Origin of the sequence: Methylobacterium sp. 13MFTsu3.1M2 (assembly GCF_900112625.1) — a bacterium.
GTDB lineage: Bacteria > Pseudomonadota > Alphaproteobacteria > Rhizobiales > Beijerinckiaceae > Methylobacterium.
The window spans coordinates 152196-177415 of record NZ_FOMM01000012.1 but is presented as its reverse complement, the minus strand read 5'-3'; the positions used below and the strand labels follow the sequence as shown (position 1 = coordinate 177415).

Genomic DNA, 25220 nt, shown 5'->3' with positions numbered 1-25220 from the left:
CCGTCAGTGCGCGCCGCCGGTCTCGACGAACTTGAACAGGAAGACCGCCGCGATCACCCAGACGATCGGCTTCACCTCCCGGGCGCGGCCCGCCAGCAGCTTCAGCGCCGCGTAGGTGATGAACCCGCAGGAGACGCCGGTGGCGATCGAGTAGGTGAACGGCATCAGCAGGGCCGTGACGCAGGCCGGCACGACCTCGGTGATATCGTCCCAGTCGAGCTCGACCAGCTCGCGCAGCATCAGGCAGGCGACGTAGAACAGCGCCGGCGCCGTGGCGTAGGCGGGCACCGCGCCCGCGAGCGGCGCGAAGAACAGGCAGGCGAGGAACAGCACCGCCACGGTGGCTGCCGTGAGCCCGGTGCGGCCGCCCTCCTCGACGCCGGAAGCGCTCTCCAGGTACGCCGTCGTGCTCGACGTGCCGAGGAGCGAGCCCGCGAAGACCGAGACGGAATCGGCCATCAGCGCCCGGTCGAGGCGGCGCATCTTCCCGTCGGTCAGGAGTCCGGCCCGGCTCGCCACGCCCATCAGCGTGCCCGTGGCGTCGAACAGCTCCACCAGGAACAGGACCAGGATGACGTGGAGCAGGCCCGCCGAGAGGGCACCCGGGATGTCGAGGGCGAACAGGGTCGGGGCGATCGACGGCGGCAGGGAGACGATTCCCTGGAAGGTGTTGCCCGCGAAGACGAAGCTCAGCGCCGTGACGGTGAGGATGCTCGACAGCAGCGCCGCCCGCACCTTCCGGGCGGAGAGGACGGCCACCATCAGGAAGCCCAGCACCGCCAGGATCGCCTCGGGCTTGTGCAGGTCGCCGAGGGTGACGAAGGTCGCCGGGCTCGCCGCGACGAGGCCGGCGTTCTTGAGCGCGATGATCGCCAGGAACAGGCCGATCCCGACCGTGATGGCGATCCGCATGGAGCGCGGGATCCCCTCGACGATCAGCGCGCGCAGGCCTGTCAGCGTGACGATCAGGAAGCACACGCCCGAGATGAACACCGCGCCGAGGGCGGCCTGCCAGCTGAAGCCGAGCTGCTGGACCACCACGTAGGTGAAGTAGGCGTTGAGCCCCATGCCGGGCGCGAGGGCGATCGGGTAATTGGCCCAGAGCGCCATGATCATCGAGCCGAGCGCCGCCACGAGGCAGGTCGCCACGAAAACCGCGCCCCGGGGCATGCCGGCATCCCCGAGGATGCTCGGGTTGATGAAGACGATGTAGGCCATCGTCAGGAAGGTGGTCAGCCCCGCCAGAACCTCCGTGCGTACGCTGGTGCCGTGCTCGGCGAGGCGGAAGGTGCGTTCCAGGAGGCCGGGCCTCGCCGCCGGCACCGCGTCCCGCGCGCGATCCATCACGCGAGCCCCGCCCGGCCGGCCGCCACGGCCCGGTAGATCCTGTCCGGCGCGAAGGGGGTCGCGGTCAGGCGAGCCCCGGTCGCGTCCCGGATGGCGTTGCCGAGCGCCGCCGCCACCGGGTTGAACGGCGACTCGCTCATCGACTTGGCGCCGAGGGGGCCGACGCTGTCGTAGGTATCTGCGAACAGGACCTCGGTGTCTGGCACGTCGGCGCAGGCGGGGATGTGGTAGTCGCGGAACGTCTGGGTAACGAGGCTCCCGTCCGCGGCGACTTGGACGTCCTCGTAGAGCGCCGCGCCGAGCGCCTGCGCGATGCCGCCCTCGACCTGACCGCGGCACTGCATCGGGTTGATCACCCGCCCGGCATCGGCGGCGTGGACGCTCCTGAGGATCCGCACCGCGCCGCTCACCGGGTCGACCGCCACCCGGAAGGCGTGAACGTTGAACGCCACCGAGCGCGGGCTGCCGTCGGCCCGGCCGGTCGCGTCCAGGGGACCGATCGCCGCCAGCGTGACCGGTCCGGCCGGCGTCTCGACCTGCTCCCCGTCGAAGCGGCAGGATTCCGGGGTCGCGCCCGCGATCTCGGCGGCCCGCGCGCGGATCCGGAGCGCGAGCGCCTCGGCGGCGCGCAGCGTCGCCAGGCCCGCCACCACCGTGCCGGTGCTCCCGTAGGCGCCGGTGTCGTGCCCGACGATATCCGTGTCCGCGCCCGCGACGCGGACACGCTCCGGCGCGGCGCCGAGCGCCGAGGCCGCGATCTGCCGATGCACCGTGCTGGTGCCGTTGCCGAACTCGGCCGTCCCGACGCGCACGGTGAAGTGCCCGTCGGCGTCCAGGCTGACCCGCGCGTCGGCGTGGTGGCCGCGCGGCGGGATCGTGTCGATCATCGCCATCGCCATGCCGGTCCCGGCGCGCCAGCCGGGTTCCGGCTCGGGCCCCGGATCGGACCGCAGCGCCTCCTCGACCAGGGTGAGGCACTGGTCGAGCCCGTAGCTGCCGAAGATCACGTCGTGCGGTTCCAGGCTGTTCGACACCATGGCGTCGCCCGGCTTGATGGCGTTGCGTCGCCTCAGGGCGAACGGGTCCAGGCCGAGTTCGCGGGCGACCTCGTCCAGGGCGGATTCCAGCGCGAAGATCGTCTGGCTCAGCCCGTAGCCGCGGAAGGCCCCCGCCGGCACCGTGTGGGTGTAGACGGCGCGGCCGCTCACCTGCTTGTTCGGGCAGACATAGGCGGCCAGCACCTCGTGGCAGGCGTGGTGGATCACGCCGCCCGCGTGGTTCCCGTAGGCGCCGGTGTCGGACAGGACGTCGAGGCTCAGCGCCGTGAGGGTGCCGTCGCGGCGGGCGCCGACCTTCACGTCCACCCGCATCGGGTGGCGCGTCGTCGTCCCGACGAACTGCTCCCGGCGGGTCAGCTCCCAGCGCACCGGCCGGCCGGTGTGCAGGACCGCCAGGGCGACGAGATCCTCGGTCAGCATCTCCTGCTTGCCGCCGAAGCCGCCCCCGACCCGGGCGCAGACGACGCGCACCGCGTCCTTCTCGAGGCCGAACAGGTCCGCCAGCGCGTCCCGGGTCAGGAACGGCACCTGGGTGCTGGTGCGCAGCGTCAGGCGGCCGTCCTCGGCGCGCCAGCCGACGCAGCCGTGGGTCTCCATGGCGGCGTGCTGGACGCGCTGCGACCGGAACGTCCCGGCGTAGACGAAATCGGCCTCGGCGAGGCCCGCCGCCACGTCGCCGACCGCGCCGTGCACCTCGCCGGCGAGGTTGGGATGGCTCTCCAGGGGCGGTGCGTCCTCGCCCGGGCAATCACGGGGATCGTGGACGCGGGCTGCGTCGGGATCGAGGGCGCGCTCCGGATCGAGGAGCGCCGGGCGCACCTCGTAGGTCACCCGCAGGGCGCGGCAGCCGGCCTCGGCGGCTGCCTCCGTCTCCGCCACCACGGCGGCGACGCGCTGCCCGACGAACCGCAGGATCGGGTCGAGGACCCGCGTGTCGGAGGCGTCGTCGCGCGGATCCTCGTGGCGGGCGGTCGAGAAGCGGCGCGTCGGCGCGTCGGCGTGCGTCAGCACGGCCACGACGCCCGGGATGGCGCGGGCGGCCGTCGCGTCGATCGCGACGATCCGGGCATGGGCGTGCGGCGAGCGCAGCACCTTGAGGTGGAGCGTGTCGCCGAGCGGTGCGTCCATCGTGAAGCGGGCGCGTCCGGACACGACCAGCGGCGCGGCCGGTGCCGCGAGGTTGCGGCCCACGGGATCGCCGCAGCCGCCGCTCTCGACCGAGCGCGCGCCGCCCGCGATGGCCTCGCGCACGGCGCGGTAGCCGGTGCAGCGGCAGAGATTGCCCTTGAGGGCGGTGCCGAGATCCTGCTTCTGGCCCTGGTCGAGGCGCGCCGCGGTCATGATCATGCCGGGCGTGCAGAAGCCGCACTGGAAGCCCTGGGCCGCCAGGAAGGCTTCCTGCATCGGGTGAAACGCCGCCGGCTCGGCCGCGTCGGCGCGGCAGGGACCGGCCAGGCCTTCGATCGTGGTCACGCTCCGTCCCTCGGCGCGGAAGGCCGGTACCAGGCAGCTGTGCACGGGCTCGCCGTCGAGATGGACCGTGCAGGCGCCGCAATCGCCGGCATCGCAACCCTTCTTCACGCCGAACCAGCCGGCCTCGCGCAAGTAGGTCCGGAGGCACTGCCCGGCTCTCGGCGCGCCCTCGTGCGCGGCACCGTTGATCGTGAGCTTCATGACGCGGCTCCCGGCGACGGCGCCGCGTCGAGCGACCCGCGGATCTCCTCGGCGAAGTGCCGGGTCATGTGGCGGCGCCAGTCAGGCCGCCCGTGGACATCGTCGTGGTAGAGCGCGTCCGGGATCGCCTCGTCCAGCGCCCGCATCAGCGCGGCCGGATCCGGCAGACCGTCGAAGGCGAGGCGGAGCGGTCGTTTGACGGAGGCCGTGACCGTGAGCGCGAAGGCGCCGTCCGCGCCGCGCGTCCCGATCAGCAGCGCGCCGGAGCGCCCGTTCGGGCTGAGGCTGATGCGGCGGAAGGCCGTGCGACGCGCGAGCGCCGCGGCCGGCATCGACAGGCTCCGCAGGATCTCGCCCGGTGCCAGGGCGTTCCGCTCCGGCGCGAGGACGACGTCGAGGATCGGGAGCTCCCGCTCGGCCCCGTCGGCGGACCAGATCGTGCAGGTCGCGTCGAGGGCCGTCGCGAGGGCGATCATCGGCCCGGCCGGGAGGGCGAGGCAGACGTTGCCGCCGACCGTGGCCACGTTCCAGATCTTGAAGGAGCCGAGCAGCGCGCGGCAGCACTGGCCCACCAGCGGCGCCGCGTTCCAGCCCGGCGGCAGTTCCAGCCGGTCGAGCTGGGCGATGGTGCAGGTCGCCGCGAGGGTCAGGCCCTCCGCGTCGACCGCGTGCGGTGGCCATCCGAGCGCCGCGAGGTCGACGAGGCGCCGCATCCCGACCTGCGGCTCGGAGAACAGCCACGTCCCGCCTCCCAGACAGGCATCGCCGTCCGCCCAGGCGGGAAGCTCGGTCCGACTCCGCGGCCGGACGACGGTCTCGATCGTGTTGAGGTCCATGCCCGCTCGCCGGTCCGAGGCCGGTTCGGCCCGGCCCGACACTATGCCGGTTCTAATCGGGCCCCGGTCAAGCCGCGCCGGCAACTTCGAACCTTGGCGCCCCCACGCACGTCGGCCTAGGATGAATCAGATTTGCGTGAGATGGCCGGCGGCGGTCCGGATCGGAGATCCCCATGGCCCTGACGGCATCGCGGTACGGCAAGGAACGGGTTCGCGTGCTGCGCCTCGCCCGCGACGGCGACCACCACACGCCGCGCGAGCTGACGCTGTCGGTGATGCTGACCGGGCGCTTCGAGGCGGCCTGGACAGAGGGTGACAACCGCGCCTCCATCGCCACCGACAGCATCCGGAACATCGTCAACGTGACGGCGGCGCGGCATCTGGGGCTCGACGCCGAGGGATTCGTCGCCGCGGTCGCGCGGGTGCTGCTCGAGACCTACCCGCAGGTCGAGACCGTCACGATCGACGCGGAGGAAGTTCACTGGCTCCGCCACGCGATCGCCGACGCGCCGCACGGCCACACCTTCACGCGCGACGGGAACGGCGCCGGCTACGTGGGGCTCACCGCCGACCGGACCCGGTCTACACTGCGCTCCGGATTGCGCGGCTACACCTTCATGAAGACCACGCAATCGGGCTGGACGGGGTTCGTGGCCGACCAGTACCGAACCCTGCCCGACACGACCGACCGCATCGCCGCGACCAGCATGGACGCGACCTGGACCTGGGCCTCGGCGCCGCACGATCACGCCGGAACAAACGCCCGCATTCTCGCGACGCTGTTGACCGTCTTCGGCACCACCTACAGCCGCGGGATCCAGGACAGCATGTACCGGATGGGCGAGGCCGCCCTGGCCGCCGTCCCGGAACTGGCCGAGATCGGCTTCGTCATGCCCAACAAGCACTACCTGCCGATCGACCTGACACCGTTCGGCCTCGACAACCCGGGAATTGTCTTCCTGCCGACCGACGAGCCCTACGGCCGGATCGAGGCGACCATCGGCCGGACAGGTTGATCAGTCCGCGCCGCGACGCCCTTCCCCGATTCCCCACGCATCATCGCGCGCCGCGTCGATCGGTGGGCTGTGGATCAGCGGTGCAATCCTACAACCGCAGGCTGACAAGCGGCGGGCGAACGCGGGCGACGCACAACGCAAGATAGTCTCGCCCTTGATCTATGCTGTCCCATGGCTTTTCATTAAGTGGGACTGTGCATTTAGTGGCTCACCGCGAATATCTTGAGCAAAGCAAACCATTTTAACCGCCGCGCAACGGCATCCCATTATCGAAGCCCGCGCTAGATCGGGCATCGACAGGTTTATGGTGTCGCCCGGCGCAATAAAAATTTATCTCGATCAAGAAATTCTTGATCCGACCGGCTCGGTGCGCGCTTCGGCCGCACCCTCATCTCAGGATGCGGAGACATCGATGTTCGAGGGCGTTCTGGCTGGGAGGGATCACGCGGCCAAACTCGCGGCGTTGAGCCGGTCCCTCGCCACCATCGAGTTCGCGCTGGACGGCACGATCCTCGACGCCAATCCGAACTTCCTGGAAGCCATGGGCTACGTGCTCGAGGAGATCCGCGGCCGGCATCACAGCCTGTTCGTCCCGCCGGCCGAGCGGGAGAGCGAGGCCTATCGGGAATTCTGGGACAAGCTGCGGCGCGGCACCTTCGCCAGCGCCGAGTACAAGCGGCTCGCCAAGGGCGGGCGGGAGGTCTGGATCCAGGCCTCCTACAACCCGGTGCTCGACGCGCGCGGCGGACCGGTCAAGATCGTCAAGTTCGCCACCGACATCACCGCCCAGAAGCTCCGCGCCCTCGATCTGGAAGGGCAGATCAGCGCGCTGCACCGCTCGCAGGCGGTGATCGCCTTCGCGCTCGACGGCACGATCCTCACCGCCAACGCGAACTTCCTCGACGCGGTGGGCTATCGGCTCGACGAGATCGTGGGGCGGCATCACAGCCTGTTCGTCGGCGAGGCGGAGCGCGCCAGCGAGGCTTACCGGCTGTTCTGGGCCGCCCTGGCGCGCGGGGAGTATCAGTCCGGCGTGTTCAGCCGCAGCGGCAAGGGCGGGCGGGAAGTCTGGATCCAGGCGACCTACAATCCGATCACGGACGCGGATGGACGGCCCGTCCGGGTCGTCAAGTTCGCCACCGACATCACCGCCCAGGTCCACGAGCGGCAGCAGCGCGCCGCCGCGCAGAGCGCCATCGGCGCCGAGCTGGACGCCATCGGCGACGCCGTGGCGGATGTGACGCGCCAGGCCGACGCGGCGGTCACGCGGGTGGACCGCGTGTCCGGCGACATCCGCTCGGTGGCCACCGGCGCGGAGCAGCTGTCGGCTTCGGTGGATGAGATCAGCCAGCAGGTGAGCCACGCCGCCGAGATGGCCGGGCAGGCCGTGGAGCAGGCGCAGCGCACCGGCCAGATCGTGACCGGCCTCAGCGACCAGGCCGCGCAGATCGGCGCGGTGCTGAGCCTCATCTCCGGCATCGCCGCGCAGACCAACCTGCTCGCGCTCAACGCCACCATCGAGGCGGCCCGTGCCGGCGAGGCCGGTCGCGGCTTCGCGGTGGTGGCGTCGGAGGTGAAGACCCTGGCCGCGCAGACGGGGCGCGCGACGGAACAGATCCGCCAGCAGATCGCCTCGACGCAGGCGGCGACCCGGGAGGCCGTCGACGCCATCGACACGATCCAAAGCACGATCCGGACCCTGGACGCGGCCTCGTCGACCATCGCGGCGGCCGTCGAGGAGCAATCCGCGGTGATGCGCGAGATGTCGAGCACCATGCGGACCGCCGCACAGGACGTCTCCGCGATCTCCGGCGGGATGACCACGATCGCGCGGGCGAGCGGCCGTGCCGACCGCGCGACGCGGCAGGTCCGGGAGACCGCGCGGGCTTTCGGCTGAGGCGATCCGGGCGGTCGCCGCCGGGTCAGCCCGGATCGCCGCCTTCGTCCGCGCGCTCGTCCTCGACCAAGCGCCCGATCCGGGGGATCAGCGGGCAGGTGACCGTGCAGCGCAGGCCGTCGGGCTCGAAGGCGAGCGCGACGGTTGCCCGCAGCTCGTAGCTCAGCATCTCGGTGAGCACCTGCATGCCGAAGCCGCGCCGGCTCGGCTGCGCGACGCCTGACCCTCCCGATTCCTTCCAGACGAGCGTCAGGTCGCCGGGCGGGCTCGCGCCGGTGCCGGCGACGACCCAGGTGACGTCGACACCGCCCTTCGAGAGACCGAAGGCACCGTGCTCGATCGCGTTGCTGCAGAGTTCGTGGACCGCGAGTGCCATGAGTTGCGCGGCCTTCGGCCGGAGGCGCACGGTCGGCCCCGCCAGCGTCGCCTGCTCGCCTTCGCGGATCAGGTGGATCATCAGCTCGTCGGAGATGAGCGTGTGCAGGCTCACCTCGCCGAACGTGTCTGCCGCGACCCGCACGCGCGCGATGGCGTCCAGCCGACCTTCGAGATGCGTCGCGTAGCCGTCGACGGTCTCGGCGGTCTCGGCCGAGAGACGCAGGACCGCCCGCAGCATCGCCAGCGTGTCGCGCAAGCCGTGACGCAGACCGTCCGGTGTCCCGGACTCGTCCAGGAGGCGGCGAAGACGGGCGTTGTCCGCTTCGAGGTGCGCGACGCGCGCGGCCATTGCTTGAGGCTCTGCCATGTTCGCTCTCTCAGCGCCGAAAGCCGGGAGGTTCCGTTCAGCTCACATAACGTATCGCGGACCTGCGCCAGCATCACAGACCGGAGATTTTCGCTGTACCGGGCGGGAAGTGCCGGCTCGTGCCCGTCTGACCTGAACACGCCCCACCGCGGAGCGATCATCGAGCTCCGAGATGCTGTCAGCCAATACCGGCGATCATTCGTCCAGGTTTCAGGCTACGTTCTGACCAGAGGCCGATCTTCGACGAAGCACCTCCGAGCCGCACGCAAAGCTTCGGCCTTGATCACCCCGAGCGACAATCCGGCCGCGTCGACGTTCGCGATCATCCCGAGCCGGCCGAATGCCGGATGGCGGTTTCGGCAGGATCCGAGCGTCGTCGGGCCCGGTTCGACCTGCACCATCCGCCGGCGATCCGGAAAACGCCAACGGTAGGGCGGCGGACGCGCCCGCCCAGGGGGCCTCGCATACGCCCCACGCCGGGCCGGAGTCCGACCCTTGTTTCGGTTCGGCTAACCATCCCTGCCCCGGTCGCCTACCCGTGGCCGGACTTCGATGTGCGGGAGACGGATGCGTGGCGGGACAAAGCTTGCGGAAGGCAGGACGGCTGAAGCGGCTCTGGCCCGGGCGCGCGGCTGCCCTTCCGCCGGCACCGCGTTCGCCGGGACTGGCCGACCTGCCTGAACCGCCGCCGCCGCGCGGTCTCACGGCCTCCGAGCTGATCGCCATGGCGCGCCAAGCCCGGGCCATGTCCGATCAGAGGGATCCGGCAAAAACCACGAGCGTTTCCTGAGGTCCGCCGCACGCTGTCGGGAGGTCGTCATGGGGCTGGTCGCCTTCATCGTCTTCGTCTGTCCCTGGATGGGCATCGCCGGCCTGCTGTGGATGCGGGCACAACAGGCCAAGCCGCTCTGACCGAGGCTTCGTCGCCGCGTCGCCCGGCGATCGTCTCGGCTGCGATATGCCCCCCGAGCAGCCCGCCCGGAGGCGAGCCATGGCCCGCGCGTCGGCCTGTATCGAGCCGGTCCTGAAGCTCACTGACGAGCGCGGCCGCGCGACTCTCCGGCAGCGACAGAATCGGACGCCTAGCAGCTTCCCGTACAATAATGCATCGCCATCTCGCTCGCCATTCCGATATTTGCCTTATATAGCTTGATTGTGTAAATTATAAGTCTGCCGGTATAAGCATATGATCCAGCTTAACCGAGGGTCGAAGCAAAGTCTCAAAAACTTTGATGCATTTGTCGGTCCATTGAAGGCAATTGATTTTTCTCGGTCCGTAACATAGACGCGCCATGGTGATCCTTCCTAGGGTCAGGATTGTGGTGCCATTCATTATCCGAACAACCCATCGCTGCACCCTGCGTTTCAGAACGATCGTGATCGTCTTCGCAGGGTCGATGACCTCGCTCACATTTGGAATTGTCTACGTCCTGCTATTGCAGGTCGGCGCGATCGACGCTGCCAGCCGCACTCTGGCTCAGGAGATCGGGGCTGTCCGGGCTCTCGGCACCATGAAGCAGCGGACACAGGAGCTCGGTGCGTTGGAATGTCCTGCGCGCGCCGTATCGACCGAGGCCGACCCTCGGGAGGACATCGACCGGACAATTGAGCCGCACGAGGCATTCCTCAAGGCCTGGACCACCTATGTGTCGACGATCAGGACGGCGGACGAGCGGGAGCGCGCTCTAGGTCTGTGGGACGCGTGGCAGCATTTCCTCGCCGTGGAGGCGGAAGCGGCCGCCCTCGACAGGGCTGGGGAACGCGATCTCGCCGATAGGGTGCGGACGTCGGCTCTTCCGGCCGAGGCGGCAGCCGTCGCACGGGATATCGACGCGCTGCTGACCGACCGCGACGCCGCGGTCGCCGAGCAACTCGGAGCTGTCGACGCCGCCGGCTCGACCTTGCGCCCGAGCCTCGTGGCCGGCTTGTCCGCCGCTGCGCTGGCTGCCCTGGTCCTGGTGCAGGCCATCCTGCGCGGCGTCGCGCAGCCGATGACAGCGCTCGCCTGCGCCATGCAGCGACTGGCCGACCACGATCTCACCGTCGCAGTCCCGGCGACAGCGGGCTGCACCGAACTCGGCGTCATGGCGGCCGCGACGAGAGCTGTTCAGGAAACGCTGCGGCAGGCCGTGTTGCGGGACGCGGAGGCCGATCGGTCGCGCGCTCAGAGCGAGCAGCGCCGCGCCGTGATCGAGCACGCGACCGAGCGGGTCGAGACCACGATCGGCGACATGGTCGAGGCTGTGTCTTCGACCGCCGCGGCACTGCGCGTCACCGCCGACGACGTGGGCCAAGCGATCCGCGATGGGGCGGTTCGATCGACCAAGTTGGGCGCTGCGCTCGCGCAGACGCGATCGAAGGTCCGGCAGATCACCGTCTCTGCTGACACGTTCGGCGCGGCGGTCGAAGAGGTCGGGGCGCAGGCCGAGGCCACCGCGGCCCTGGCCGGAAGCGCCGCGGCGGACGCGGCCCGGACGACCGCCCGCGTTCAGGCGCTGAGCAGCGCCGTCGACCGGATCGGCGACGCGGTCCGCCTCATCGCCAAGATCGCAGCACAGACGAACCTGCTGGCCCTCAACGCCACGATCGAGGCCGCCCGGGCCAGCGACGCGGGCCGCGGCTTCGCGGTGGTCGCCTCCGAAGTGAAGGCCCTGGCCGCGCAGACCAGGGAGGCCACCGAGATCATCGGCCAGCACGTCTCCGAGATCCGAGGCTCGACCGACGCGGCGGTGTCGGCGATCGCGGGCATCACGGCGCGGGTCGAGGACATGAGCCGCGCGGCGAACGTTATCGTCGAGTCCGTGGAGCGGCAGGGTGCGACCGCGCGGGAGATCGTGACGGCCATCGCGGAGGTGACCGACGGCACCGAGGAGTTCGACGCGGAGGGCGCGGGCGTCACCGAGATTCCCGAGGCGGCCGAGCCGACGACGGCCGTGTTGACCGCGGCCGACAGCCTGACCCAGGACGCCGCCCGTCTCGGCGAGGCGCTCGCTGGCCTCCTGGAGAGCCTCCGTGCGGCATGAGGCGGGGCCCGCTGAGAGCGGGACGGAACAGGCCGCATGAACTGGATTGAGTGGGCACGCGGCCGCTCGATCGGCGGGTCGCTCCGGAGGGGATCCCTCGTCCTCGCTGTCGCGGCTTGCGCGCTGCCGGCCTCGGCCACCACCATCGCGTTCCTGACACCGGCGGGCGTCGCCCGGCCCCTGCACGACGGCCTCGACGAGCAGGCACGCGCGCGAGGCGTCGCGACTCGCTTCGTCTACGCGCCCGACGGTGCGGGCGACGAGCAGATCGCGCAGGCGCGGCGGCTGATCGCCGAGAGAGCCGACGCCCTCGTGGTGGTGCCGGTCGACTCCGCGGCGCGCGAGGAGATCACCCGGCTGGCCCTGGAAGCCGACGTACCACTCGTCCTCATCGGCCACGGCGCACGGACCGACTGGTTTGCCGGACGCGTCACCCAGGTCGTGCCGAGCGATCTCGTCGCCGGGCGGCTGCAGATGCGCAAGCTCGCCCAGATGTCGGGTGGGGCCGGACGCGTCGCGATCCTCGCGGGCAGCGCCACCGATCCCGTCTCGGCGCTCCGCAGCAGGGGTGCCAGGGAGGTGCTGGCAGAGAGCCCGCGCCTCCGCCTGGTCGCGGAGGCCGCGACGGATGCGAGCCGCACGACGGCGCGGGCCACCGTCGCCGGGTGGCTCGCCCGAGGCATCGGCATCGACGCGATCGCCGCGACCAGCGACGAGATGGCGCTCGGCGCCGCCGAGGCGGTCGAAGCTGCCAGGATTCCGGCGGGCCGGATCCGCATCGGCGGGGTGGATGCCACCGCCGAGGGCATGCAGGCAATGCAGGACTTGCGCCTCGCCGTGACGATCTTCCAGGACGCGGGCGTCCAGGGCCGGCGCGCGGTCGACGACGCCCTGGCGCTGATCCGACGCGAGCCGGTTCCGCCCAGCGACTGGGTCCCGTCCGAACTGATCACGGACCGCATGTCGACCACGCACTTCTCGCGCTAGACCGCGCCGGCGGGCAAACGCCAGTCGTCCCGGCGCCGGTTCGGCCCGTCAGTGCGCCATGAGGCAGCAGAGGGTGCTCGCCTGCAGGATGTCGCGGGTGGCGCGGGCGATGGCCTTGATGCAGCGCAATCGCGCCGACGCCCTCAGATTCACGGCACCGGCCTTGAGCTGAATCAACGCGTCGCGATCCGGGCCACGGCAGAGCTGCCGCGTTCGTCCCCTGGAGACCGCGATGTCCGCCCTCGAACTGCCGAGTGCAGTCAATCTCGCGCGAGCCCAATTCGCGCTCACCGTCGTCTGGCACTTCCTGTTCCCGGCCTTCACCATCGGGCTCGCGAGCTACCTCGCCGTGCTCGAAGGCTTCTGGCTGCGCACCGGGAAGGCCGTCTATCTGGACACCTACCGCTACTGGCTCCGCATCTTCGCGGTCGCCTTCGCGATGGGCGTCGTGTCCGGCCTGGTCATGAGCTACCAGTTCGGCACGAACTGGTCGGTCTTCGCCGACCGGACGGCGCCGGTGCTCGGGCCGCTTCTCGGCTACGAGGTGCTCACGGCCTTCTTCCTGGAGGCGGGCTTCCTCGGCGTCATGCTGTTCGGCCTCGAGCGGGTCGGCAAGGGGCTCCACTTCCTGGCGACCTGCCTCGTCGCCGTCGGCACCCTGACCTCCGCGTTCTGGATCCTCTCGGCCAATTCCTGGATGCAGACACCCACCGGCCACGTCGTCGCGCCGGACGGCCGCTTCAACCCGGCCGACTGGTGGGCGATCGTCTTCAACCCGTCCTTCCCCTACCGCTTCGCCCACACGGTCACCGGCGCCTACCTCACCACCGCGATGATCGTCGGCGCCGTGGGCGCGTGGCACCTGCTGCGGGACCGGGCCAATCCCCGGGCCCGGCTGATGTTCTCGATGGCCATGTGGATGGCCGCCGCTGTGGCTCCGGCCCAGCTGGTGATCGGCGACCTGCACGGCGGCAATTCCTACGCGCACCAGCCCGCCAAGGTCGCCGCCATGGAGGGTCATTTCCGGACGGAGCGCCGGGCCCCCGCGATCCTGTTCGGGTGGCCGGACGCGGAGGCGGGCGCGGTGCGGGGCCGGATCGAGATTCCCGGCCTCGCCAGCCTCTACCTGACCCACGATCTCGACGGTGAGGTCCGCGGGCTCAACGACATGCCGCGCGACCTCTGGCCGACCAACCTCCCCCTGGTGTTCTGGTCGTTCCGGATCATGGTCGGCCTCGGCCTGCTGATGATCGCCCTCGGTCTCGCCGCGCTCTGGCTGCGCCACCGCGGGCGGCTCTACGACACGCCCTGGCTGCACCGCTTCGCGGTCGGCATGGGGCCGTCCGGCCTGATCGCCGTCACGGCCGGCTGGACGGTGACCGAGGCGGGGCGTCAGCCCTTCACCGTCTACGGCGCGCTGCGCACCGTCGACAGCGTGTCACCGGTGGCGGCCCCGGCCGTCGCCGCCTCGCTGGCGGCCTTCGCGGCGGTCTACCTCGCGGTGTTCGGCGCGGGCATCTGGTACCTCCTGCACCTGTTCAATCAGGCGCCGCACGCCCACGAGCCCGGCCCGCCGCCCGGACAGCCGATCCGCACCGCCGGCATCACGCCCGCCCCCGCCCTCGTCGCCGGCGCTCCGACTGCCGGCCGCCCCCTCGCGCAGCCCGCGGAGTAGCCCGATGCCCCTCGATCTCACGCTCATCTGGGCGCTCCTCATCGCCACGGCGGTCTTCCTCTACGTGGTGATGGACGGCTTCGACCTCGGGGTCGGCATCCTGTTCCCGGCGGTGCGCGGCAAGGCGGACCGGGACGTCATGGTCAACACCGTGGCGCCGGTCTGGGACGGAAACGAGACCTGGCTCATCCTCGGCGGCGGCGGGCTGTTCGCGGTGTTCCCGCTGGCCTACGCCACGATCCTGCCGGCGCTCTACATGCCGCTGATCCTGATGCTCCTCGCGCTGGTCTTCCGCGGCGTCGCCTTCGAGATGCGGTTCCGCGCGGCCTCGCCCGCGAGCCAGCGGACCTGGGACCGGTCCTTCTCGTGGGGCAGCTACGTGGCGACTTTCTGCCAGGGCATCTGCCTCGGGGCCCTGGTCCAGGGCATCCGTGTCGAGGGTCGCGCCTACGCGGGCGGCTGGTGGGACTGGCTGACGCCGTTCTCGGTGCTGACCGGGGCCGCCCTGGTCGCCGGCTACGGTCTGCTCGGCGCCTGCTGGCTGATCTGGAAGACTGAGGGCGAGCTCCAACTCCGGGCCTACCGGCTCGCGCGCCGGCTCGGCCTCGTCACGCTGGCGGCCATCGTGGTCGTCTCGGCGGCGATGCCGATCCTGAGCGACGCGTTCCGCGCGCGGTGGCTGTCCTGGCCGAATCTCGCCCTGGCCGCGCCGGTGCCGGCGCTCGTCGCGCTGCTGGCGTGGCGCTTCTTCGTCGCGCTCGATCGGCGGGCCGAAGTGACGCCGTTCCTCTGCGCCCTGGGCCTGTTCCTCATGTCGTATGTCGGGCTCGGCATCAGCCTGTGGCCGATGATCGTCCCGCCGGTGGTCACGATCTGGGACGCGGCGACCCACCCGAGCAGCCAGGCGTTCCTTCTGGCCGGCGCGGTGATCCTGGTCCCGATGATCCTGGCTTACACCGGCTACGTCTACTGGCTGTTCCGCGGCAAGGTCGCGGCGGGCGCGCCGGGCTATCACTGAGACCCGCGGCCCGTCGAATGGGGACGCAGGGATCGGCGCGCCGCGCCGGTCCCTGCCCTCGCGCGCTCGGCCTCACGGGCCGGCACGGGCGCCCTTGACAAAACGTGCGACGTCGTCCGCGACCGAGTACCGGAGACTGAACGGGAAGCTCATCGCGTGGACGATCTGCCCGTGCCCGAGACCCGGGTAGATCTTCATCGTCTCCCTGCCGTCGAAGCCGCGCAGCGCCCGGTCGAGCGACAGGGTTCCGGCGGGGTTTACGTCGAGATCCGCCGCGCCGGTGGCCAGCAGCATCGCCGGATGGGGATCCGCGGCGTGGTTGATCGGCTGCAGGGCCGGATCGCTGCCCGCGAACACCTGGCGATCCAGCGGATCGGTCAGCGCCGAAGTCGCGTAGGGTCCGGCCAGCCCGACGATCCCGGCGAGCTTGGCGGGACTGGAGCCGGCCCGCTGGAGCCAAGTCGCGTCGAGGCCCAGCATCGCGGCGGCCCAGGCCCCCGAGGAATGCCCCACGACGGTGACGCGGGCGGGATCGCCGCCGTACTCGGCCGCGTGCGCGAGGGTCCAGGCGACGGCGGCGGCGTTGTCCGCGAGGATGTCCTGGAGGCTCGCCGCCGGCACGTGGCGGTACTCGGGGATGACCGCGACGACGCCCCGCCGCGCGAAGGCCGCGCCCACGTAGGCAACCTCGTCCTTCGATCCGCTCCGCCACCCGCCGCCGTACAGGAACACGGCGACCGGACGCGGCTTCCCGGCGGCTGGCCGGTAGATGTCGGCGCGGTGCGCGCTCCCGTCGGCATAGGGGACGCCCTTGTCCACGTGGACTTCGACCGGCGCCAGCGCGTTCAGGACCGCGAGGGTCAGGCCGACGATCGTGTCACCCAGGTAGCTCAGCATGGATCAGGCCTCCGCGAGGGTCGGAGATCGGGCGCGTCACGGAACGCCTCCGTCGGCGGCGACCCTAGGTGAGCTCGACGACGCCGAGGCGGTCCGTGACCGGGACCGGCACCCGCCTGTCCGCGGGAAGCTCCACCACGCTCACGGCGCCGTCGTCGTCGAAGCGATGGAGGCGCACCCGCCGGGGCTGCCGTGACAGCCGGAGCTCGGCGGTCCGCGCCGGCAAGTCCGGCCGGGGTGCCCGGCTACGCCGGTCCCAGCCGTCGAGGCCGAGCCAGATCGGGACGAGCGTCGCCCCGTCTCGCCGCGCGAACCGCGCGGTGATGAGATCGGGAACGGGGCTGCCGAGCGTGACGTCGCGATCGGCCGGAACGGCGGCGATCTCCCCGGCGGGGGCGCCGAACAGCCGGACGAGGTTGCGCACCGCCGCGAAGGCGGGTGTGGGGCGACCGTCGTGGGCGAGAAGGCCGAAGCGGCTCTCGGGATCGGCGTCGCCGCGGTCGAAGCTGGAGATCAGCTCGTACAGGTAGGTCCGCCGCACGCCCTGGAGGTAGCTCCAGAGCAGCATCCGCGGGAGGTAGCGGGCGCGCAGTGCCGGCGAGATCGGCAGGTGGGCGCTGCCGGTGGCGAGCGCCGTGTGGTAGCCGTTCTCGGTCGCGATCACGGGCGCGTCGCCGAAGACCGGGCGCGCGGCCGCGACGAAGCGCGCGAGGCTGCCGCCGCCGTCGGTTTCCGGGTGCTCGGCCCCGGGATAGGCGTGGATGTTGGCGAGGTCGACGACCGCCGCGAGGTTCTGCGCCGCCGCGACGTTACCCTGGATGTAGCTCGGGCCGGCCACGCGGACGGCCTCGGCCCGCGTGGCCGCCCGCACCGCGCGGAACAGGGCCGCCTGATGATCGGCCGAGAGCCGCGCGAGGCCCGGCCGCGCCGCGACCGGCGGCTCGTTGCCGCCCTCCGCCACGATGAGCCCGTCGCCGGCCCAGCCGGCGATCTCGGCGAAGCGCTCTGGCGGCACCCGCGGCCCCGGCGTGAGCCCGTCGTAGAAGATCAGGCTGAAACGGTAGCCCCGGTCGGCCAGATCGGCGATGCGCTCGAACTGCCCGGCCGGCTCGTCGCCGACGAGCACGATGTCGTCGCGCAGGTGCCGGATCCCGAGTTCGTCGAGCGCCTGGGCGCAGGCGGCGAAGCGGTCGACGTAGGGGGTGCCGCGATGGCCGAGATGCACGTTGACGCCGATCGAGTCGATCAGCGCCTCGCAGCGGTGCAGCGGCTCGGCCGCGGCGGCCCGCCCGGCCGCTAGCGCGCCCGCTGCCAGTGCGAGGGCCAACCGGCGCGTGAGACGGGTCACGTCCGGCCCGCCAGGGTGAGACCGCTTCCCGGCGCGGCGGCCTTCGCCGCGACGGTGCGCGTCGCGTGGGCGCGGCGGACGGCGCGCAGAAGGTCCTGCAGCGCCTCCGCGACCCGGGCCTGGGCCTCGCGGGAACCGAAATTGTGGTCCACGCCCGGTACCACCGTCACGGGCGCTCCGACACGGCGGTCGGCCGGTCCGGGCGAGCGTCCCAGATGGCGGCGGACGGCCGCGAGGCCCGGATCGCCCGCGCTGTAGAGCAGGCGGATCTCCGCACCCCGCCGACGGAGGGCCGCGACCCGCCGGGCGGGCGAGCCCCCGAGCGGACCGGGGCGGAGACCCCGGCGCAGGCGGCGGATCCCGGCCTCGATGCCGCGCCGGGCGAGGACCGAGGCGATGGCGGCGATCCGGATGTCGCCGCGGATCAGCCGGCGCCAGGTCGCGCCCCGCTTCAGCAGGGCCGCGTAGGTGGACGCGCTTCCGAAGGTCTGCCGGATGACCTGGTCGAGGTCCTGATCCGGGTCCCAGTCGAAGCAGTAGAGGTTGAGCAGGAGCGCGCCGTCGATCCGGCGGTCCCGGCAGAGCGCGTGGAAGGCCGCGTAGGCGCCGCTGCACCCGCCCACCAGCAGGATCGGGCCGCCCGCGCCGGCGATCAGGTCGACCGCCGCCGTGACGTCGGCGAAGCCGTCCGCGGCGAAGAGGGGCTTGCGGCCGTCCGGCCGCTCGTCACTGTCACCGATGCCGCGCAGGTCGAACCGGACCGACGCGATCCCCTCCGCGGCGAGGCGCCGGGCGAGATCCGTGGTCTGGCGCCCCCAGCCGGAACGCACGCTCATGCCCGTCGAGACGAACAGGATCGTCGGCGCCGCGCTTTCCGCCCGGTCCGGCCGGCAGCGGATGCCGATCAGGCCGCGCCCGAAGCGGACCGGCGCCTCCGCCCAGCCCGGTCCGGTCAGCCCGTTCCGGCGCCCGTCGATGGCGATGCCGCCGGTTCGCGGCCCGGCGGCCGCCATCCCGTCGGTCGCGAAGCCGATGACGCGGACGAAATCCGCGGTCGGGACATCCGAGAAGATCGGATCGGCGACGAGCGCCGCGAGACCCGGGAACGCTCCCGTCGCCACGTCGCAGCCGAGAGCGCCGAGGTGCGCGGCCAGCGCCTTGGTCTCGGGTGCGAGGAGCAGCGCGTGGCGGGCCGGCGCCCGCGCGAGCCGCGCGAGGTTCAGGTCGGCGAGATCGGTGAGGAACGCCGCCTCCATCCGGAAGCCGCCCACGGTGAGGCTGTCCGGGTCCTGCGCCGGGGCGGACCCGTCCGGCAGGCGGCCGATCGTCTGCGCCCGCAGCCGCATCTCGCGCAGATACGCGCGCCCGGTCGTGACCGGCGCCAGCAGGACGAGGCGGTCGACGGGCTCCGCCTCGCCGGCCAGAGCCGCGAAGGTCGCGCCGAGCCGCAGGCCGACGACGACGATCTCCGCGACGCCGGTCGTCGCGCGCAGGTACGCGATGGCCCCACGCACCGCAGCGACGCAGCCAGCGACCCGCGCCTCGTCCAGATCGGCCGAGTCGCCCTCGCCCGGATAGTCGAAGCGCAGCGTCGGGCAGCCCGCCGCGGCGAGGCCCTCGGCCAGGGAGCGCCAGGGTCGATGCGCGGCCATCTGCTCGAAGCCGTAGGCCCCGCAGAGGACGACGCCCCGCGTCCCGGCCGCCGGATGAAGCCACCCGAACAGCCCGTCGAAGGTCACCGGCACCGACACCGCGGCCTCGGACCCGACTTCACCCGTCATGACCGAATTCCACGATCTCGTCGCTGTTGATGGCCCGCACGCGCCCGCGCGGGAGCCGGCCGGCCTCCGCGAAGGTGATGATCCGGCTCGACCCCGGGGCGAGGTGGAAGCCGCTGTCGGTCGGCCGTGCCCCCGGGGCCAGCACCTGGACGCCGCGGGCGAAGCGCTCGGTGCTGATCCGCAGACCCGGCCCCGCCTCGGTCGCGACAGCTTCGGCCCGGAGGCCGACGGCCGACCGGTCGAGCGGCCCCGCGCTCAGGACGTGGAAGCTCTCGGCGATCACGCGCCCGTCGGCGTCGGTCAGCCGCGCGTGCGCGAGATCGTGGATCCGGGGCCCGAATCGGTAGCTGTCGGTGGCGTCGAAGAAGCGCCCGAGAAGGGTCGCGGAGGTGAACGTGAGCGCCGCCCGCGGGCCGGCCACGAGAGCGCGCTCGGCGCGCGCCGCGACGCGGCCCGCCACATCGCAGAAGATCAGGGACAGCGTCAGCGCCCGGGCCGTCGCCGTCTCGTTGAGGAGGTGGACATGGAGGCCGTCGAGGCCCTCATCGGTGAGGAGGACTTGGACCGGGCGGAAGGCGCGCCTCAGCGCGTACCAGGCCGATTTCGGGCGCTGCGTCCAGTCGATCACGCCCCAGCCGGCTCCGGGCGCGAGGTCGCGCATCATCAGGACGAGGCCGCCGGCCGTCGGCGAGCACGGCCGGCGCCACTCGGAGAAAGTCGCCTCCATGACCTCGGCCACCGCGGCGCGGCCGAGCTCGAGGTAGCGGTCCGGGGCCTCGGCGCGCAGGGTCGCCGGATCGACGCCGTAGAGCGCGCCGACGTAGTGGTCGCGCACCGTCTCGAAGTCCCAGTCGGCGCCGCGGTCCTGCGGGATGCCGGCCTGCCAGAGCGGGTCGGCCGGTCCGGTCGGGCCCGGCGTGCCGGGTTCGGGCGGGTTGGCGAAGGCGAGGCACTCGCTGGCGAAGCCGACCTCGGCCCGGCGGGCATCTTCCAGGGGCCGTCGATAGGCGCCGACGCCGAAATAGTGCGTGCAACCCCCGCGCGGCGAGAACGGCAGGTCGCCGCCGGAGGGCGAGTTCGGCACGACGACGAGATCGGGCCGCCACGCTGCCACCCGCTCCGCCAGCGTCTCCGCGCAGTAGGCGTCGGCCCAGACGGCGCGCGGCGCCCCGAGCATCGCCGCCTGCTGCCAGACCTCGCTGCCGCCGCAGACCACGCAGAGCGACGGCGCGGTCTGCGTGCGGTCGAGGAATCCGGTCAACTCGCGGTCGAGCGCGGCCGCGAAGGCCGGTTCGGCGTGCGGGTAGTCGAAGTTGGCGAGCATCAGGTCCTGCCAGACCAGGATGCCGAACTCGTCGCAGAGATCGTAGAAGTCCGGGGCCGGATAGAGCGTCGTCCCGGGCACGCGCAGCATGTTCATGCCGGCCTCGCGCGCCAGCTCGAGCAAGGCGCGGGTGCCGTCCGAGCCCAGCCCGACGAGGTCCGGCGGCGTCCAGACGGCGCCCCGGCAGAAGAGCGGCACGCCGTTCACGGCCAGCGCGAGCCCCTCCGCGAACGACCGCGTGAGCGACAGGGTCCGGAAGCCGACGCGGCCCAGGTCGATTTGCGCCCCGTCGACGCGGATTTCGACCGGGTGGAGGTTCGGTGCGCCGTGGGTATGCGGCCACCAGGGCGCGATGCCGGGCAGCGCCAGCGCGCCCGCGAACAGGCCCGGCTCGACCTCCGCGAGCGGGGCTTCGCCGCCGCCGCATCGGAGGAGGACGGTGCCGACCGGACCGTCGACCCGCAGGCGCACGGCCACCCGGCCGACGTCGCCGTCGAGGGTCGTACGCACATCCGCGGCGCTCGCGCGGGGGCGGACCTGCTCGACGGTTATCGGGCGGTAGGGCCCGACGAGGTCGATCTCGGGACACCAGCCCGGCATGAAGCCGAGGACGCTGGTGCGCACGTGGCGCAGCGACCCGGGCGTGATCATCCGCGGCCGCCAGCGCCCGCGCTTGGCCGGGCGGTCGAGTTCCGCCCGGAGCGCGCGGAAGCACAGCGCGAGCTCGGAAGCGCCGCCGAGGTCCACGTCGACGACGTGCTCCTCGAACATCGCGCTGGCACACAGGACCGGGACGCCGTCGAGCCAGACCTCGGCGAGGGTGGCGAGGCCCCCGAAGCGCAGCCGGGCCGGGCCGGAACCGGAGATGCGTGTCCGATACCAGACGTCGCGGTCATGGATCGGCTCCGGCGCCGCCTCGCTCCAGCGTCCGGCGGCTCGAAGGGCGTCGGCGGCGGTGCCCGGAACCTCGGCGGCGATCCAGCCGGTGACCCCGTCAAGATTGCCGGGACCCGCGCAGGCGCCCGCCGGCGTCGCGGCGAGCCGCCAGGGCCCGAACCGGACCTCCGGCGCGCGGTCGTCGACGCTGCGGATGCGGGCCACGACGCCTCTCAGCGGTCCAGCGCGCGGTCGAGAACCGCGAAGACGCGGTCGTAGGTCGCCGCGAGGCGGTCGAGGCGCGGCGCCAGGCCCTCGGCCGAGCGGCGATGGAACGCGCGGGCGAGTTGGAACTGGAAGGCCTTGGCCTCGCGGCTCAGGTCCGCGGCGGCCGCGGCGGCTGGCCCGAATCCAGCGGCCTCCCGGGCCTCAAGCCACGTGAGATGGCTGGCGAGCATCTCGAAGTTGCCGCCGAGCTGGCGCGTCGTGTTGAAGGCGTAGGCGTGGAACACGCTGAGCGGCCGGACGACCAGCTCCGCGGCCGTCGCCGCGAGGGTGTCGCGGAACGCCAGGACGGGGTTGCGCCGGGGCGCCCGGGCGCGATGCCGGACGAGCAGTTCGCGCGCGACCGCCGGCAGATTCGCCGGGCCGAGCGACGGTGCGACGGTTTTCACGAACTCGGCGTAGGGCGGCAGCGTCGCCGGCCCGAAGATCCCGGCGTAATCCTTCCCGGCAAGGCGGAAGCGACCCGCATTGTGCAGGTAATCGAGCTCCTGCGCGGCCGGATCGAGGGCCAGGATCCCGATCGTGGTCTTGCCGTGCTCGCGTCCGTAGGTGGTCCCCAGGGTGTCCGGCAGGTAGATCGCGTCGACCTCGACCAGCACCGGCCGGCCGGCCGCGGCCTGGATCACGGCGTGGTTCTCGAGGCCGCCGTAGACCGCGAGTTCCAGCACCTCCAGACCGTAGAGGCGCTCGATATCGCCGGTCGGCGGTTTGAAGAAGGTGAACTGGTCGCCCTCGAAATCCTGCCTCAGGGTGAAGCCCAGCATCGCCTCCGGCATGAGGCCGCGTCCGTGCAGGAGCTCGATCCAGAGGTCGACGTAGCAGTTCGTCTCCGGCCAGTCGCGGCCGGAATCGTGTAGCGGGTGCGGGACGTAGGGTCCCGCGGCTCCGAGACCCTCCGGCAGGCGCAGCGCGGCGGTCACCGCCTCAGCCCCACAGCTCGGCGCGCAGGGCGGCCGGCCACGCGGCGAGATCGAGCCCGTGGTGGCGCAGGAGCGCCAGCGTGATCCGCTCCAGGCCGAAACCGACGCAGGCGGTGTGGGCGACCTCGCCGTCGGCCTGGCGCAGCTCCCAGGTGCTGCCGAAATGGTCTTGGTGATAGTTGAAGCTGAGGCAGGCCGTCGGCTTGTCGACGCTGTTGACCGGGACGTTCAGCTCGAACTTCAGTCCCTGCGCCCGCTGGTTGTTGGCGAGCATCCGGCCGGCGCGGCCGAAGAACGGGTCGTTGGCCGCGTCGATCGCGAGGGGGAGACCGAGGACGCGGATCATGGCCGTGCCGCGCTCGAGCCAGGCTTCGCGGAAGGCCAGGACCTGCTCGGGGCTGCCCATGCGCACGTATTCGCGCATCCGGAACAGCTGCATCCGGGTCGGCTCGAGCGAGGGCTCGCGCCGGAAGCAGTAGGATTGCAGGTCGAACAGGCGGCCCTCGGCCGGCAGCGCGCCCCGCGCGGCGGCGACCGGGTAGACCGGGTAGCAGGCCGCGGGCGTCAGCACGATGTCGGTGGCCTCCTGCTGCCCGGTCCAGTCGGTCCCGGCTTCGAGGCAGGCGAGGATCTCGGCATGGCCGCGCGCGTCTCCGCAGAAGCTGTGTACGGTGCCGGCGAGGTTCGGGAAGCCCTTTAGGTAGCCGCTGCGCTCGAAGGCCGGGCGGCTCATGGCCGGCGGGAAGCGCAGCACCTCGGCCTCCTCGGTGGCCCCGAGTCGCGTGATCATCCGGTCGAGGGCGTCGACGACGCTCTCGAAGCCACCGCTGCGGCCGTAGAGGCCGTCGACGCCGGTCCGGACGAGCAGGCCGTGATCGAACAGGCGGTCGAGGAAGGTCGGGCCGCCGGCTGGCTCGTCCTCGAGCACGACGTCGCCGGGGGGAGAGGAGATCGATTCCATCACGCGCTCATGAGCTGGCCGCTGCCCTTCTGCACGAGCAGGAGCTTGGCGGTGTTGGCGAGGATGCGGTCGTTGCCGATCATCAGCGGCGCGGAGAGGACGTCGCGCAGCGGCCGGCCCAGGCTGAAGGGCGTGTCGTTGCGGTAGCCGGCGAGGCCGACGATCGCGAGCGCCCGCCGGACGATGTCGACCGCCATGTCGGAGACGGTGATCTTCAGGTTGTTGAGCATCACGCAGAAGCCGACGGAGCCGATCGTGTCGGCGTCCCCGTGCGCGTCCTCGAAGCGGCGCAGGGCCGACACGATGGTGCCGCGCATGGCCTGATGCGCGCTGGAGACCTCGGCGAGGCGCGTCGCGGTCGGCGGGACCTGCCCGGGCCGGCGCCGCGCCTCGGCCTGCACGAAGGCGCGGGCGCGGTCGACCGCGTAGGTCGCGATCCCGTACCAGACGCTGCTCCACAGCAGGTGCGAGGAGGCCAGCATCGACTGGGCGGCGATCTCCGCGAACGGCTTCGGCAGGATCTGCTCGACCGGGACGTTCCGCGCCTCCAGGCGGAAGCCGTCGCTGCAGGTCCCGCGCATCCCAAGCGTGTCCCAGTCGCCCGTTCGCGCGAGGGAGATCTGGTCGGCCATCAGCGCGACGAGGACCTGATCGGACGTCGCGGCGTCCGGATGGCGCCGGGCCGTGGCGAGGATCAGGTCGGCGTGGGCGCCGTAGGAGATCACCGACGCGTCCTTGCCGAGGGCGAAGACCTCGCCGGTCGTCTCCACGGCGCAGAGGCTATTGCGCAGGTCGCCGCCGATGCCCGCCTCCGTGGTCGAGGAGGCGACCAGCAGCTGCTCGCGCGCGACGCGCTCCATCAGGCGCCCGTGCCACGGGCTGTCGAGGCCGTGGGTCACGAGGCTGGAGACCTTGATGTGGTGCATCGCGAAGACCATCGCGGCCGCGCTGCAGGCCTGCCCGAGCGTGCTGCACAGCTCGGCGATCTGCGTCAGCCCCGCCCCCTCCCCGCCGAACTGGCCGGGGATCTGGAGGCCGAGCAGCCGCTCGGCCCTCATCGCGGCCACGGCCTCCGCGGGAAAGCGGCCTTCGCGGTCGACGGCGTCGGCGTGGTGCGCCGCCACCGCCGCGGCCCGCTCGGCGCGCGCGGCGAGCGTGCTCATGCGGCTTCCTGCTGGATGAGGGTGGAGACGGCCTCGCGGATCGCGCGGATCGACGAGAACGACTTGCGGTTCAGGAGCTCGTCGGGGAACTCGATGCTGAAACGCTCCTCGAGGCCCAGCATCAGCTGGACGGAACCGAACGAGTCCAGCCCGAGATCAAACAGGCTGTCATCCTCGGAGAGCTGGTCGGCCTTCCCGGCGAAGGCTTCGTTCGCCCCGAGAATCTCACGGATGTCTTGAGCGATGTTCAAGGCGGAACTCCTTATTCCAGTTATCACGACGCTATTGAATGGATCGGCTCGGCGTCAAATTATCTATTGATTAATAGTAAATAGCGGTCCGTAGAGGGCGACACAGGGTTGCGCGCCGTGCAAACAGGAACCGGATGT

20 protein-coding genes are annotated in these 25220 nt (G+C 71.9%); 6 read left to right on the top strand and 14 right to left on the bottom strand.

The features are described from left to right. Nucleotides 1-3: 3 nt before the first annotated feature. The 3 genes from BM314_RS13565 to BM314_RS13555 are packed head-to-tail and all read right to left on the bottom strand — an operon-like array spanning nucleotide 4 to nucleotide 4915. The gene (locus BM314_RS13565) at nucleotides 4-1344 is read right to left on the bottom strand and encodes an NCS2 family permease (protein WP_020091574.1); all 1341 of its coding nucleotides are present in this window, start codon (nucleotides 1342-1344) and stop codon (nucleotides 4-6) included. Beyond that, nucleotides 1344-4079, bottom strand: a complete 2736-nt coding sequence (locus BM314_RS13560; protein ID WP_091978450.1) for a molybdopterin-dependent oxidoreductase — start codon at nucleotides 4077-4079, stop codon at nucleotides 1344-1346. The genes BM314_RS13565 and BM314_RS13560 overlap by 1 nt, the downstream gene beginning before the upstream one ends. Next, nucleotides 4076-4915: an FAD binding domain-containing protein gene (locus BM314_RS13555; RefSeq protein WP_091978449.1), complete on the bottom strand. Its 840-nt coding sequence runs from the start codon at nucleotides 4913-4915 to the stop codon at nucleotides 4076-4078. Before BM314_RS13555 ends, BM314_RS13560 begins: the two co-directional genes overlap by 4 nt. Nucleotides 4916-5088: 173 nt before the next feature. Between BM314_RS13555 and pucL the strand changes: the two genes are divergently transcribed. Then, nucleotides 5089-5931 (top strand): factor-independent urate hydroxylase, encoded by an 843-nt coding sequence (pucL, locus tag BM314_RS13550; protein WP_091978448.1) that lies wholly within the window; start codon nucleotides 5089-5091, stop codon nucleotides 5929-5931. 412 nt (nucleotides 5932-6343) lie between these two features. Continuing rightward, nucleotides 6344-7828 (top strand): methyl-accepting chemotaxis protein, encoded by a 1485-nt coding sequence (locus tag BM314_RS13545; protein WP_091978447.1) that lies wholly within the window; start codon nucleotides 6344-6346, stop codon nucleotides 7826-7828. A gap of 25 nt (nucleotides 7829-7853) precedes the next feature. On the opposite strand, the gene BM314_RS13540 is transcribed toward BM314_RS13545, so the two are convergent. Then, nucleotides 7854-8573 carry an HWE histidine kinase domain-containing protein gene (locus tag BM314_RS13540; protein WP_091978446.1) on the bottom strand — a complete coding sequence of 240 codons (720 nt, stop codon included), beginning with the start codon at nucleotides 8571-8573 and terminating at the stop codon, nucleotides 7854-7856. Nucleotides 8574-8788: 215 nt separating this feature from the next. Further along, complete coding sequence (locus tag BM314_RS30175; protein ID WP_132366249.1) at nucleotides 8789-8974, bottom strand: hypothetical protein; 186 nt, start codon at nucleotides 8972-8974, stop codon at nucleotides 8789-8791. An 891-nt stretch (nucleotides 8975-9865) separates the two neighbouring features. Between BM314_RS30175 and BM314_RS13535 the strand changes: the two genes are divergently transcribed. Continuing rightward, nucleotides 9866-11596, top strand: coding sequence for a methyl-accepting chemotaxis protein (locus BM314_RS13535; protein ID WP_244539931.1), 1731 nt, complete (start codon nucleotides 9866-9868; stop codon nucleotides 11594-11596). 36 nt (nucleotides 11597-11632) lie between these two features. Further along, a complete protein-coding gene (locus tag BM314_RS13530) occupies nucleotides 11633-12583 on the top strand; it encodes a substrate-binding domain-containing protein (RefSeq protein WP_091978445.1) in 951 nt (316 codons plus the stop codon). A gap of 48 nt (nucleotides 12584-12631) precedes the next feature. Here BM314_RS13530 and BM314_RS31275 read toward each other — a convergent pair whose 3' ends face one another. Next, entirely contained in the window at nucleotides 12632-12760 is a 129-nt protein-coding gene (locus BM314_RS31275; protein ID WP_280142554.1) for a hypothetical protein, read from the bottom strand. Nucleotides 12761-12815: 55 nt separating this feature from the next. Between BM314_RS31275 and BM314_RS13525 the strand changes: the two genes are divergently transcribed. Continuing rightward, a complete protein-coding gene (locus tag BM314_RS13525) occupies nucleotides 12816-14258 on the top strand; it encodes a cytochrome ubiquinol oxidase subunit I (protein ID WP_091978444.1) in 1443 nt (480 codons plus the stop codon). Nucleotides 14259-14262: 4 nt separating this feature from the next. Continuing rightward, complete coding sequence (gene cydB, locus BM314_RS13520; protein ID WP_091978443.1) at nucleotides 14263-15276, top strand: cytochrome d ubiquinol oxidase subunit II; 1014 nt, start codon at nucleotides 14263-14265, stop codon at nucleotides 15274-15276. A 72-nt stretch (nucleotides 15277-15348) separates the two neighbouring features. On the opposite strand, the gene BM314_RS13515 is transcribed toward cydB, so the two are convergent. From BM314_RS13515 to BM314_RS13480, 8 genes are all read right to left on the bottom strand, one after another. After that, on the bottom strand, nucleotides 15349-16173 hold the full coding sequence (locus BM314_RS13515) for an alpha/beta hydrolase (RefSeq protein ID WP_091978442.1): 825 nt from the start codon (nucleotides 16171-16173) through the stop codon (nucleotides 15349-15351). A gap of 64 nt (nucleotides 16174-16237) precedes the next feature. After that, nucleotides 16238-17521 (bottom strand): hypothetical protein, encoded by a 1284-nt coding sequence (locus tag BM314_RS13510; protein WP_091978441.1) that lies wholly within the window; start codon nucleotides 17519-17521, stop codon nucleotides 16238-16240. Further along, nucleotides 17518-19302: an alpha/beta fold hydrolase gene (locus BM314_RS13505; protein ID WP_091978440.1), complete on the bottom strand. Its 1785-nt coding sequence runs from the start codon at nucleotides 19300-19302 to the stop codon at nucleotides 17518-17520. The genes BM314_RS13510 and BM314_RS13505 overlap by 4 nt, the downstream gene beginning before the upstream one ends. After that, on the bottom strand, nucleotides 19292-21727 hold the full coding sequence (locus BM314_RS13500) for a glycosyl hydrolase 2 galactose-binding domain-containing protein (RefSeq protein ID WP_091978439.1): 2436 nt from the start codon (nucleotides 21725-21727) through the stop codon (nucleotides 19292-19294). Before BM314_RS13500 ends, BM314_RS13505 begins: the two co-directional genes overlap by 11 nt. Nucleotides 21728-21735: 8 nt before the next feature. Then, nucleotides 21736-22707 carry a DUF1839 family protein gene (locus BM314_RS13495; RefSeq protein ID WP_091978438.1) on the bottom strand — a complete coding sequence of 324 codons (972 nt, stop codon included), beginning with the start codon at nucleotides 22705-22707 and terminating at the stop codon, nucleotides 21736-21738. Between the two features lie 4 nt (nucleotides 22708-22711). Continuing rightward, entirely contained in the window at nucleotides 22712-23668 is a 957-nt protein-coding gene (locus tag BM314_RS13490) for an amino acid--[acyl-carrier-protein] ligase (RefSeq protein ID WP_170868105.1), read from the bottom strand. Next, complete coding sequence (locus tag BM314_RS13485) at nucleotides 23668-24831, bottom strand: acyl-CoA dehydrogenase family protein (protein WP_091978437.1); 1164 nt, start codon at nucleotides 24829-24831, stop codon at nucleotides 23668-23670. Before BM314_RS13485 ends, BM314_RS13490 begins: the two co-directional genes overlap by 1 nt. Beyond that, nucleotides 24828-25076 (bottom strand): acyl carrier protein, encoded by a 249-nt coding sequence (locus BM314_RS13480; protein WP_170855117.1) that lies wholly within the window; start codon nucleotides 25074-25076, stop codon nucleotides 24828-24830. The genes BM314_RS13485 and BM314_RS13480 overlap by 4 nt, the downstream gene beginning before the upstream one ends. Between the last annotated feature and the right edge of the window lie 144 nt (nucleotides 25077-25220).